Raw genomic sequence first — 11,446 nt, 5'->3', positions numbered from 1 at the left:
AAGGTTAATAGGGAAACACGATAGAATCCCAACAGCACCTAGCATTACGCCCAGCCAATCATGCACTTTCAGGGTAACCCTTTTACTTCGGAGGGCTTTACTCCCTCCGCTGCGTCTACTGCAATTCAATTGTCGTTTTTCCACTGGGGGCTGAACGGATGGGCTATTTTTGCGTTGGTCGCGGATTGCCGTGGATCCACTCTCAGCTATCGCCATGATCTCCCGCTCGCGCCTCGATCAGCGCTGTACCCGTTTATTGGTGGGAAAGAATCTTTGGCTTTTGGGGGCACGTCGTTAACACGCTCGCTGTTTTTTGCGACTGTATTTGGTCTGGCGACGACGCTGGGGCTGGGAGCCCGTCAGACTGGCCCGGGGCTCGGGTAGGGCTTTTCTCCGTGGAGGCGTCTCTTCTGGGTGGAGCTGTCGGTGGTCGCCGTGGTTACTGTAATCGCGACGATTTCGGTGGTTTCTGGGGTCAGGCGGGGCGTGAAAATATTGAGTGAGGTAAATCTTTGGCTAACGCTGATTTTACTCGCCGCCTTTATGATTACTGGCCCCTTTGATTACATGGCAGGGTTGTTGGTGCAGGAAATTGGCGGTTACCTGGATAGTCTATTGATCATGACATTCTATGTTGGCGCCAATGGACCGGGAAATTGGCAATCGACCTGGACGGTGTCTTTCTGGGGCTGGTGGCTGGCCTGGTCACCTTTTGTCGGGTTGTTTATACGCCCGGATATGCCGCGGCCGCGCCTCAGAGAGTTTGTTTTCGGGGTTCTTCTTCCTACCAACGCTGGTGACTTGTGTATGGATCTCGGGTGATGGGGGGCGCTGCACTCCACAGCGAGCTATTTCGGGGGTGGCGGAATTGTTGCGGCGGTCGATCAAGACATCGCCTATGCACTTTACGCGACCATTGAGCACCTGCAGACGACTGACTCAATTAAATTTTTTGATGGGTCTGGTGGCAACGCTCCTTATCAGCATCTACTTTATAACGTCTGCTGACTCCGGCGCATTGGTGGTCGATATTTGGCATTTTATCAGGAGGGCAGCTTCGAGCCTCCCAAGGCGTCGAGGCCGGCTGGTGCCATTGGCAACGGAGTATCCTGACCGCGGTATTGCTCGTGGCGGGATGTGTTGCCCGTCCTCCAGGATGCGGTCATCCTCGCGGCCCTGCCATTCTCGCTGGTTATCGTTGCTATGACAGCTGGCCTGTTGAAGGCGCTGCATCATGAGCCGCTGACGGCACCCCGGGAGGGTTGTAAGCAACACCGGGCCGCTGGGCCGTGGACCGGATCGGATAAGGCATCACTGCACCCCTGAAAAGCTCACAACCAGGTTCAGCGACATTGACCCCTGGCCCCGTCAGCGCCAGGGCTGATCAGGTCTTCCAGATCGTAAGCCATGTTGGAAAGCGATAGCACCTTGGCATACTCGTCTTAGTCGGGGGGAGGGTCAGAGTGCCGAATTGGACACTGCCCCTCTGTCAAGGTTGTTGAAGCCATCTGGCTACAGTAGCATTCTCATGCCATCCCCCAGGGGGGATAGGCCAAAAGCTGGTTTTGACCCTGGCCGGGATCGTCTCTTATGGCTCAATGGCTTTGCTGGCTGATGGCCTGCACATGCCGTCATAGGTGCTGTTCGGATTCTATCGTGTTTCCCTATTAACCTTAGCAATACGTATTACTGCACGTACTACTGGTCAGTTACGTATTGCTAAGGTTAAGCTAGGTCAATCTCCTTCGGAAGTCAGCACCTATACCCTAATCATTTCAAAGCTTTATTCTCAGAAGCAGAAGAGAACTATAAGTTAGGGAATAATGAACAAGCTAAAGAGTTGATTACCAGAGGATTAGATATTAGCCATAAAATTAATAATGTAGAATATCTACATAGATTTAAGAATCCTGCAGAAGTTAAATGAAAATGTACCAGCTACTTGAGTCTGCGAGGATACGTTGTTACAAGAAGGACTTTCTTACTTTGAGAAAGAAAACTTATTAGAGTGTATGCAAGAATATACCGAAAAGCTAGCTTCAAAATATTATGAAGAAAATAATACGGTTAAAGCGAGTGAATACTATTACCGAAGTGTTAATGTTAAAAAACAATACTTTGAAAAAGGAGCATTAAAATAATGAAAAAATTAAAAGCATTGGTATTAGGTATCGCATTAACCGGTACATTCGCATTTGGATTAAGTCTATCTTCATACTGAAAATCGTAATTTATCCGAAGAAAAATCTTATGAGTATGTTCAGTACATGAACAGGGGAGACACTTGGTAATTCTGTTTGGTTTTCAGTAGGAATTTAGTCAATTCTAGCGGAAGTCCCATTTAAAACACTTCAAGAGTCATATTTCTTTGACATATATAGGTCTGTACCAGTAAATCAATTATCAAGCGATCCGTAAACTGGGTCGCTTTTCTGTTTGTATTCGCTTTTAGAAACAATATTTATTAAACTTCCAGAAATTACCCTTGAATTTATATAGATAACTGCTTATTTTACAACAAAGATACAAATCAAGCATCAAAGAGTGATTAGAGTATAGAAGAACATATATATGTGATTTATCTTCAACTAGATTTATATTGTTCTTCTCAAAATATTGGTTGGGGCTAACGCCCCTTCTCATTTTAAATAAAGGGTGATTTAAAATGGTTTCGCTCATGTGAATTAAAAATTACTCCTCCCAGACCTTATGTAAATACAGGGCCACAAGGTATTTTGAGATGGAGTATATGGCACCGACCGTATCAACCGATTGAAACAACATGTGTGAGATCATCAGTTTGCGTACGCCTTACATCAGAGAACCAGACAGCATAATGGAGTATATGGTTATGGAAAGAGAAAATGAACGCAGCAGAGATACTATGAATAGACTCACGGAATTGCACCATGATTTTGTTCGTAGTCACAGAATGCGACCAAATGCCATATTTCTTAATCGTGACGACCATCATTATGTAAGAAGATATAGCGATATCCAATACAACGGTATTGAAGAAACCTTTCAGGGGCTTAAAGTAGTGCCAACTATAGCTAATAGGTCTTATGTAGGTATCGTAAATTTTGAACATTAAGAAGGCTCTTAGAGTCTTCTTTTTTCTAAGTATAAAACTGAATAATTAGATTTCAAATGTTTAATATGATGTGAATTCTCATTCGGAGGAATAATCATGAAGGAAGAAGAGATTATGGAGTCATTAAAAATACGAATGGAGACTCACATAAAACAACTCCGGGATCAGGGTGTTCGACCTCAAAATATTGAAATCGAATTGCTTCACTTTGCAAAAAAAATAATTTACAAAGAAAAACATTAGGTTGTTAATGGGAGGAGTCTATGAAATTCACAGGCATTATTCAATATGTTTGGGATAGTAAAGGGCGTATAGGTGTCCCTAGAGAATTAGCTAACATATTGGAAATTCAGAGCAGTGCCTGTAAGATTTTACTGTAGAAAATGGACTGCTTGTTTTGCAACGGCATAGAGAGGCTTGTATCATAACTGGGAAAGTATCAAGACGTAATATTTCATTGGCAAATGGAAAAATAAAAGTACATCCCAAGGAAGTAAATCAATTAATAGAAGAGCTAAAAGAATATCTAGAAAAAATAGATTGATACCAGTAGACAGAAATAATTATTTATTGGAGGGTTGTTTATGAAACCGACTTTACATGGAATAAATCAGTTAAGCAATGTTATTGTAACTAGGATTCCGTCGGATAAAATTAATGTAAATGCTCTTATTGAAACATTTGAAAGTAATCAGGATAAAGTTACTCCTACGGAATGGCTGCAACAATACGATGAAATTGCTTCTATATATAAGATTTTATTCACAGAAGGTGAACTTCCACAAGAAATGATGGATCAGACATTCTCATGAAGTATTAGAGATGGCTTGTGAACACATTTATTACGTATGGCCTTGAAGAACTCATTGAAGAACCAACGACTAGCAATGGTCGTGATTATTATTATGAATTTGGTAGAAGTTTCAGAGTTGGAGGAGCAAGCTTCGAAATTAAAAGAGCATTTAGCTGAGGATTGTAGTTTTATTTAGTAGATTCATCTTGAAGCAGGATATTACAGAGATACACTTCGTTATTATTCCTATGTTAAAACTCAAACACGTATAAATAAATTTGTTGAATACACGAGACATTGTAGAGCCCACTTATATTAGTTGGTGAACAGATACTTGTAATTATATACCCGAAGTATTAGAAGGTCTAACGAGCTCAACGTGTTTAGATTATCCTAATGAAGATTATTTCGGCCGTTGTATCGGAAACATTCAATCAAATGTTCAGTACATTATCGCCAAATTGGGGTAGCTGGTATTTTTCATTTTGGTTTATTGTTAGATCATCTTCATTTATTTACAGAAGCTGAGAACTGAACTAAAGGCTCGAATAGATGATATGTTTCATAATTTAGGTGACGTATGTATGAGTTTTAAAGAGTTTTACGAAACGTATTTTGCAAGTCAGTTTTTCGGAGGATATTCAGCTAGATATACACAATTTGAAAAATATATGGAATATACCTATATAATTTGGTGCGATTTGAATTCCATACCACTGAAGAATTAGGCATCAATTTATGGGTGCTTATTCAAAATTTGCTGAAGAATATTATGAATTCTATAAAGAATTAGTAGATGAAATACGAAGGAGAAAGCAGGTGTGGACGCATGTTAAAGTTTCCTGTATTAGAAGCTAAACGAAACCTGTTCGTTCAAACTCTAATTAAAGCATATGACATTACAGATGATGGATTAATTCAGTTCTTAAAACAATGTACTTCAGAGGAATGCGATTTATACATACATGAGTTACAAGAGGCATTCCTTACATATTCGATTTTGATTTTGATTGGATTGATGTACCTCATGAAAGTTTCTGAAGACCATGCAGAAGGATGGAATTATTTATAGTTGGGGCTATAAGCGTTCCTTCATTATTACCTTACGCTGATCAACCGACCTTTATTGAATTCACAAGGAATATTGAAGATACTTACAAATACAAGTTGTGGAAACTTAATTGAGTTTGTTTACTTACCAGATTTAGAATTTGCATCTAGTGATGACCCTGTTCATTCTACTTTCGCAAACCAACCTGGTACTTTCATGATAGGCATGCAAGACAATGGAGGTCTTGATATAAACGATACAATTGAATTTTTAACAGAACTTAGAGATGTTAACGATTCTATTAATTCATTAGTTGAAGGGAGAAAGTATCAAATGATTAAAATTACAATTGGAAATGAGAAATTACCACTTGTCGAATACGAAAAGAATGGGGCACAACCCTCATTCCATATAGACCACAATACACTATTTGAATTTGTACCAGAAGAACTGCTACGGAACAAAAAACAAAATTCTTAGAAAAGTTGGATATACCTGTTTTTGAAACACCTGCATTACCACCTGGCACTGTTAAATACATGGCTTTACCAGACGGAAAGATTGTTTTATTCATGGAGAAGAAAGAATTCAAACACAACTTAACATATCATTCAACAAAATATAAACAAATTCCATTCCCGAACTTATTGTTTGTTTTCGTATTTAGACCGAATGGAGATAAATATATTCTTGAGAATAAGAGATGCTATGCATTCCGAGATAAAGTATTTCGTGACACAACTAAGCTATATCGTTTTCCTTTTTCACATGTACAGAAAGATGGAGAAATGTGTTTCTTCTTTTTAACAGAAATGCAGGATTTAGCTCAGATGTCATCCTTTATTCATAACTGGCTTTCTGCAGCGTTTACAGATCATTACTATAACTTAGAGAATAAAAATAAATGGGGTTGGCCTTTGCGACAAATCTTTAGTGAGACGCAGGGACAACCTCATTTTAATTATGACAAATTAATTGAAGAGGATTATACATCAGTGGACTTAGTTCAAAGATTCGTTAATGTGTATTTCCCAGTAAAATAGACCGCCAATATTAATTCATTAGGAAGAGGGTATTTCTATAGCAGGTGCTGACTTCCGAAGGAGATTGACCTAGCTTAACCTTAGCAATACGTAACTGAACCAAGTCATACTACGTTCAGTTACGTATTGCTAAGGTTAAAACCAAGACTCGCTGTGCCTAGTTCAGCACCTACCATTGCCCAAGAAGTCATCTTGGCAACCAATCCTAATATTGAGGGCGAGGCAACAGCAATGTATATTTCTCGTCTCATTAAACCTTCTGGTATTAAGGCGAGCCGCATAGCTCACGGATTACCAGTAGGAGGAGACCTTGAATATGCTGATGAAGTAACACTTTCAAAAGCTTTAGAGGGAAGAAGAGAAGTATAGTGAGAGGTGTATGCGATGTTCTTTCGTAAAGGATGGCTTCGTAAGGAATATGATGAGAAGTTATTAGATCAGTTAAAAGAATTAAAGGATGAATGGAAGAATCAAAAATCTTTAATTGAAAAAAGTTTTGATCCTTCAGCGGAAGCAATTAGTGAAGCTAAGCTTGCTGAGGCAAAATACTTTTATCTGTTCAAGGAAGCAAAAAAAAGAAACGTTAGTATTCGATATTAATTTTTATACCTCCTCAAGGTCTTTTTTTAGGTGCTTGTTCATACATTGGTTGTACAAGTTTCCTTAAATAGAGGGGGTTTTTTATTTGGAGCCAGTTTGGATTATCTCAGGGTCAGGCATTCTCATAACTCTCTCTATTAGTCGCGGGTGCCTCTTTTCGACCAATTAAGTGGATTGGACAAGGCCTTATAAAAATAATCATTGGTGCACTCTTATTATTTGTACTAAATACAGTAGGAAATCAATTTGGCATTCATTTGCCTATTAATATAGCTACTGTAGCCATTAGTGGGATATTAGGTGTGCCGGGTATATGCGCGCTAGTGGCAATCGAAATGTATGTCATATAGGAGTCAAAGTCTAATGGGATAGGTAATCAGTTACGTATTTCTCAGTAACTGATTTTTTCTTTTAAAAATATTGTTGACATATTAATATAATGCTGATAATATATTAGAGAGTCGTCACAACGACACAACATCCTTTAAAAATTTAAAGAAAAAAACTTTTGAAAAAGCATTGACATATAACGCGTAGGATGATATATTAATAAAGTCGCTTCTGAAGCGAACGAGATTGTTCTTTGAAAACTGAACGAAACAAACAACGTCAAACGTTAATTCTTTATTTTTAGATAAGCAATAGATGCAAGACTCAAACACTTTATTGGAGAGTTTGATCCTGGCTCAGGACGAACGCTGGCGGCGTGCCTAATACATGCAAGTCGAGCGAACGGATTGAGGAGCTTGCTCTCGTAGAACGTTAGCGGCGGACGGGTGAGTAACACGTGGGCAACCTGCCTGTAAGACTGGAATAACTCCGGGAAACCGGGGCTAATACCGGATAACATTTTGCACTCGCATGGTGCGAAATTGAAAGATGGCTTCTGGCTATCACTTACAGATGGGCCCGCGGCGCATTAGCTAGTTGGTGAGGTAACGGCTCACCAAGGCAACGATGCGTAGCCGACCTGAGAGGGTGATCGGCCACACTGGGACTGAGACACGGCCCAGACTCCTACGGGAGGCAGCAGTAGGGAATCTTCCGCAATGGACGAAAGTCTGACGGAGCAACGCCGCGTGAGTGATGAAGGTTTTCGGATCGTAAAACTCTGTTGTTAGGGAAGAACAAGTACCGTGCGAATAACTGCTGGTACCTTGACGGTACCTAACCAGAAAGCCACGGCTAACTACGTGCCAGCAGCCGCGGTAATACGTAGGTGGCAAGCGTTGTCCGGAATTATTGGGCGTAAAGCGCGCGCAGGCGGTTCCTTAAGTCTGATGTGAAAGCCCACGGCTCAACCGTGGAGGGTCATTGGAAACTGGGGAACTTGAGTGCAGAAGAGGAGAGTGGAATTCCACGTGTAGCGGTGAAATGCGTAGAGATGTGGAGGAACACCAGTGGCGAAGGCGACTCTCTGGTCTGTAACTGACGCTGAGGCGCGAAAGCGTGGGGAGCAAACAGGATTAGATACCCTGGTAGTCCACGCCGTAAACGATGAGTGCTAAGTGTTAGGGGGTTTCCGCCCCTTAGTGCTGAAGTTAACGCATTAAGCACTCCGCCTGGGGAGTACGGCCGCAAGGCTGAAACTCAAAGGAATTGACGGGGGCCCGCACAAGCGGTGGAGCATGTGGTTTAATTCGAAGCAACGCGAAGAACCTTACCAGGTCTTGACATCCTCTGGACAACCCTAGAGATAGGGCTTTCCCTTCGGGGACCAGAGTGACAGGTGGTGCATGGTTGTCGTCAGCTCGTGTCGTGAGATGTTGGGTTAAGTCCCGCAACGAGCGCAACCCTTAATCTTAGTTGCCAGCATTCAGTTGGGCACTCTAAGGTGACTGCCGGTGACAAACCGGAGGAAGGTGGGGATGACGTCAAATCATCATGCCCCTTATGACCTGGGCTACACACGTGCTACAATGGATGGTACAAAGGGCAGCGAAGACCGCGAGGTGTAGCAAATCCCATAAAACCATTCTCAGTTCGGATTGTAGGCTGCAACTCGCCTGCATGAAGCCGGAATCGCTAGTAATCGCGGATCAGCATGCCGCGGTGAATACGTTCCCGGGCCTTGTACACACCGCCCGTCACACCACGAGAGTTTGTAACACCCGAAGTCGGTGAGGTAACCTTTTTGGAGCCAGCCGCCGAAGGTGGGACCAGATGATTGGGGTGAAGTCGTAACAAGGTAGCCGTATCGGAAGGTGCGGCTGGATCACCTCCTTTCTAAGGATATTACGGAAACGTACTGTGTTGGTTGTTCAGTTTTGAGAGATCAAAGATCTTTCAATTTGTGAACCTTGAAAACTGGATAAGGAATTATTGTCTCATCTATACGATGTATGATCATTTGATGACAAGACATCTAATTGATAGATTATAAACGTCTTTTCACGATAGTATAGTTAAGTGAGATAAGGGCGCACGGTGGATGCCTTGGCACTAGGAGCCGATGAAGGACGGGACTAACACCGATATGCTTCGGGGAGCTGTAAGTAAGCTTTGATCCGGAGATTTCCGAATGGGGAAACCCACTGTTCGTAATGGGACAGTATCCTATACCTGAATACATAGGGTATAGGAAGGCAGACCCGGGGAACTGAAACATCTAAGTACCCGGAGGAAGAGAAAGCAAATGCGATTTCCTGAGTAGCGGCGAGCGAAACGGAATCAGCCCAAACCAGAGAAGCTTGCTTCTCTGGGGTTGTAGGACACTCTATACGGAGTTACCAAGGAACGAAGATAGACGAATCGATCTGGAAAGGTCAGCCAGAGAAGGTAACAGCCCTGTAGTCGAAATCTTCGTTCTCTCCGGAGTGGATCCTGAGTACGGCGGAACACGAGAAATTCCGTCGGAATCCGGGAGGACCATCTCCCAAGGCTAAATACTCCCTAGTGACCGATAGTGAACCAGTACCGTGAGGGAAAGGTGAAAAGCACCCCGGAAGGGGAGTGAAAGAGAACCTGAAACCGTGTGCCTACAAGTAGTCAGAGCCCGTTAATGGGTGATGGCGTGCCTTTTGTAGAATGAACCGGCGAGTTACGATCCGTATGCGAGGTTAAGCAGCAGAAGCGGAGCCGCAGCGAAAGCGAGTCTGAATAGGGCGAGTGAGTATGTGGTCGTAGACCCGAAACCAGTGTGATCTACCCATGTCCAGGGTGAAGTTCAGGTAACACTGACTGGAGGCCCGAACCCACGTACGTTGAAAAGTGCGGGGATGAGGTGTGGGTAGCGGGTGAAATTCCAATCGAACACTGGAGATAGCTGGTTCTCTCCGAAATAGCTTTAGGGCTAGCCTCAGAGTAGAAAGTCTTGGAGGTAGAGCACTGATTGGACGAGGGGCCCCTATCGGGTTACCGAATTCAGTCAAACTCCGAATGCCAATAGACTTTATCCTGGGAGTCAGACCGCGGGTGATAAGGTTCATGGGAAAGATGGGTGAAGATCCCATCCACCGAATGCCTAAGGTTTCCTGAGGAAGGCTCGTCTGCTTAGGGTTAGTCGGGACCTAAGCCGAGGCTGAAAAGCGTAGGCGATGGACAACAGGTTGTATTGTACGACCTCTTTACCGTTTGAGCAATGGGGGGACGCAGGAGGATAGGGTAGTGTGCTGCTGGATTAGCGCGTTCAAGCAGTTAGGCCGGTAACGAGGCAAATCCCGTTCCCACACAGGCTGAGCTGTGAAAGACAGGTGCTGAAGCGTTGAAACCTTATTGTTTCTTAACCTTAGCAATACGTAACTGAACGAGTAGACCATAAAACGTTTGAAGTATGGGGCGAGAGTTTTGGCGGTGATTGGGCTGACCATTACCGTTGTAACATCTTATTACTTCAGCAGAATCGGCATGAATACGGCCTATTCTACCCTTGTTCTGCTGTATACCTTTCGGATGTTCGGGATGTCAATGGTTATGATGCCTGTCATGACCAATGGATTGAATCAGCTGCCGGCGATAAATAATCCGCACGGAACCGCTATGAAATAGAACACTGCAGGTATCCGGCGCCATTGGCTCCGGACTTGCGCATCACCACAACGACACGAAAGAAAAAGCGGAGGAATTGGCTGCCTACACACTGGCCAATATGAGTGCCAGTGCAGCTCAGCCATCTGCACAGGCCGCAACTGACATGCAAATCATGAATGAAGCGATGCTGCATGGCATTAATTTCACTTTCTTCATTTCTGCATTGATTGCGGTGATTGCACTCATCCTTGCTTTCTTTATTAAAGAGTGAAACCCCATCATGAAAATCAAACAGGTGAAGAAGCGGCTGTTAAAGAGTGATCTATATGCTGAAAACCGGGTGGTATCCAGTTCTGATACCGCCCGGTTTTTTATTTAGCCACTATTTTTTTAAAGGGGCGGTTGCGATAACTCCAATCACATATAAAAGCAATGCGAAGTAAGCAGGAAGCAGGTGGATGAAATCCGTATAGTTAATAAAAAAATGAGTTAAGATCCCGGCGGCAAATGATGGAATCGCCCCAATGGTGAAGCTCACCACACCCATCTTTCCCCCTCGCGGATCCCCCATAAAGCCAGCATCAAGACCAGCAAGCCTACACTTAAAAGTGCGCTTCCAAATCCCGCACGGTCATGTGCGATCACAGGAATTAGCCGATCGTTAAACTCGTTCAGAGCTTCAGGAGTCAGGCAAAGATAAGCAAGGTCCGTTGGTACAAATACATGTGAAGCTCCAATGACGGAAATGACCATCCCGCCAATAGCTAATGAAAACCCCAGTATCACAAAGCAAAGCTGGCCGAATAAGCTCAGCTTCCACTGCGCACTGTTAAAAAGATTTGAACTGGAGGGAGATAGGTGCTGAAGCGTTGAAACCTTTGTCCTCTCTTAACCTT

13 protein-coding genes, 1 rRNA gene, 3 pseudogenes and 1 other annotated feature are annotated in these 11,446 nt (G+C 43.2%); of the genes and pseudogenes, 15 read left to right on the top strand and 2 right to left on the bottom strand.

All coding sequences use genetic code 11. The annotated features are described in order from the left end of the window. Positions 1-60 precede the first annotated feature (60 nt). From ACXAC4_RS26935 to ACXAC4_RS26920, 4 genes and pseudogenes are all read left to right on the top strand, one after another. Positions 61-822, top strand: a pseudogene (locus ACXAC4_RS26935) (BCCT family transporter). Next, on the top strand, positions 797-1,207 hold the full coding sequence (locus ACXAC4_RS26930; RefSeq protein WP_475168145.1) for a hypothetical protein: 411 nt from the start codon (positions 797-799) through the stop codon (positions 1,205-1,207). Before ACXAC4_RS26935 ends, ACXAC4_RS26930 begins: the two are co-directional and overlap by 26 nt. Before the next feature lie 754 nt (positions 1,208-1,961). Further along, positions 1,962-2,141, top strand: coding sequence for a hypothetical protein (locus tag ACXAC4_RS26925; protein WP_475168143.1), 180 nt, complete (start codon positions 1,962-1,964; stop codon positions 2,139-2,141). Beyond that, on the top strand, positions 2,141-2,221 hold the full coding sequence (locus tag ACXAC4_RS26920) for a Phr family secreted Rap phosphatase inhibitor (protein ID WP_475168223.1): 81 nt from the start codon (positions 2,141-2,143) through the stop codon (positions 2,219-2,221). Before ACXAC4_RS26925 ends, ACXAC4_RS26920 begins: the two co-directional genes overlap by 1 nt. Before the next feature lie 543 nt (positions 2,222-2,764). Here ACXAC4_RS26920 and ACXAC4_RS26915 read toward each other — a convergent pair. Further along, complete coding sequence (locus ACXAC4_RS26915) at positions 2,765-3,091, bottom strand: hypothetical protein (protein WP_475168141.1); 327 nt, start codon at positions 3,089-3,091, stop codon at positions 2,765-2,767. A gap of 99 nt (positions 3,092-3,190) precedes the next feature. Here ACXAC4_RS26915 and ACXAC4_RS26910 point away from each other — a divergent pair, with 99 nt between their 5' ends. From ACXAC4_RS26910 to ACXAC4_RS26860, 11 genes and pseudogenes are all read left to right on the top strand, one after another. Then, complete coding sequence (locus tag ACXAC4_RS26910; protein ID WP_475168137.1) at positions 3,191-3,337, top strand: hypothetical protein; 147 nt, start codon at positions 3,191-3,193, stop codon at positions 3,335-3,337. 154 nt (positions 3,338-3,491) lie between these two features. Then, positions 3,492-3,638, top strand: coding sequence for a hypothetical protein (locus ACXAC4_RS26905; RefSeq protein ID WP_475168135.1), 147 nt, complete (start codon positions 3,492-3,494; stop codon positions 3,636-3,638). 40 nt (positions 3,639-3,678) lie between these two features. Continuing rightward, positions 3,679-3,906, top strand: a complete 228-nt coding sequence (locus tag ACXAC4_RS26900) for a hypothetical protein (protein ID WP_475168134.1) — start codon at positions 3,679-3,681, stop codon at positions 3,904-3,906. Positions 3,907-4,683: 777 nt separating this feature from the next. Beyond that, the gene (locus ACXAC4_RS26895) at positions 4,684-4,959 is read left to right on the top strand and encodes a hypothetical protein (RefSeq protein ID WP_475168130.1); all 276 of its coding nucleotides are present in this window, start codon (positions 4,684-4,686) and stop codon (positions 4,957-4,959) included. Between the two features lie 72 nt (positions 4,960-5,031). After that, positions 5,032-5,418, top strand: a complete 387-nt coding sequence (locus tag ACXAC4_RS26890; RefSeq protein ID WP_475168128.1) for a hypothetical protein — start codon at positions 5,032-5,034, stop codon at positions 5,416-5,418. 5 nt (positions 5,419-5,423) lie between these two features. Next, positions 5,424-5,981, top strand: a complete 558-nt coding sequence (locus tag ACXAC4_RS26885; RefSeq protein WP_475168126.1) for a hypothetical protein — start codon at positions 5,424-5,426, stop codon at positions 5,979-5,981. A 183-nt stretch (positions 5,982-6,164) separates the two neighbouring features. Beyond that, positions 6,165-6,350, top strand: a pseudogene (locus ACXAC4_RS26880) (toprim domain-containing protein); the annotation flags it as partial. A gap of 15 nt (positions 6,351-6,365) precedes the next feature. Beyond that, complete coding sequence (locus tag ACXAC4_RS26875; protein ID WP_475168124.1) at positions 6,366-6,581, top strand: YaaL family protein; 216 nt, start codon at positions 6,366-6,368, stop codon at positions 6,579-6,581. 146 nt (positions 6,582-6,727) lie between these two features. Next, a pseudogene (locus tag ACXAC4_RS26870) lies at positions 6,728-6,931 on the top strand (pro-sigmaK processing inhibitor BofA family protein); the annotation flags it as partial. Positions 6,932-7,244: 313 nt separating this feature from the next. Next, positions 7,245-8,807 (top strand): 16S ribosomal RNA (locus tag ACXAC4_RS26865). A gap of 178 nt (positions 8,808-8,985) precedes the next feature. Further along, positions 8,986-10,456, top strand: a sequence feature (23S ribosomal RNA rRNA prediction is too short). A 188-nt stretch (positions 10,457-10,644) separates the two neighbouring features. Continuing rightward, positions 10,645-10,821 carry a hypothetical protein gene (locus ACXAC4_RS26860; protein ID WP_475168122.1) on the top strand — a complete coding sequence of 59 codons (177 nt, stop codon included), beginning with the start codon at positions 10,645-10,647 and terminating at the stop codon, positions 10,819-10,821. Between the two features lie 111 nt (positions 10,822-10,932). Here the strand turns inward: ACXAC4_RS26860 and ACXAC4_RS26855 are convergent, their stop codons facing one another. Then, positions 10,933-11,097 (bottom strand): hypothetical protein, encoded by a 165-nt coding sequence (locus ACXAC4_RS26855; protein ID WP_475168119.1) that lies wholly within the window; start codon positions 11,095-11,097, stop codon positions 10,933-10,935. Positions 11,098-11,446 lie beyond the last annotated feature (349 nt).

This window comes from Pseudoalteromonas sp. AWM4_233 (genome assembly GCF_056158285.1).
This window is presented reverse-complemented; position numbering and strand designations above follow the sequence as displayed.

Excerpts from the sequence above, each read along its gene's own strand:
- ACXAC4_RS26920 (WP_475168223.1), top strand. The coding sequence starts at position 2,141 with ATGAAAAAATTAAAAGCATTGGTATTAGGTATCGCATTAACCGGTACA.
- ACXAC4_RS26915 (WP_475168141.1), bottom strand. The coding sequence starts at position 3,091 with ATGTTCAAAATTTACGATACCTACATAAGACCTATTAGCTATAGTTGG.
- ACXAC4_RS26910 (WP_475168137.1), top strand. The coding sequence starts at position 3,191 with ATGAAGGAAGAAGAGATTATGGAGTCATTAAAAATACGAATGGAGACT.
- ACXAC4_RS26900 (WP_475168134.1), top strand. The coding sequence starts at position 3,679 with ATGAAACCGACTTTACATGGAATAAATCAGTTAAGCAATGTTATTGTA.
- ACXAC4_RS26895 (WP_475168130.1), top strand. The coding sequence starts at position 4,684 with ATGAAATACGAAGGAGAAAGCAGGTGTGGACGCATGTTAAAGTTTCCT.
- ACXAC4_RS26875 (WP_475168124.1), top strand. The coding sequence starts at position 6,366 with ATGTTCTTTCGTAAAGGATGGCTTCGTAAGGAATATGATGAGAAGTTA.
- ACXAC4_RS26855 (WP_475168119.1), bottom strand. The coding sequence starts at position 11,097 with ATGGGTGTGGTGAGCTTCACCATTGGGGCGATTCCATCATTTGCCGCC.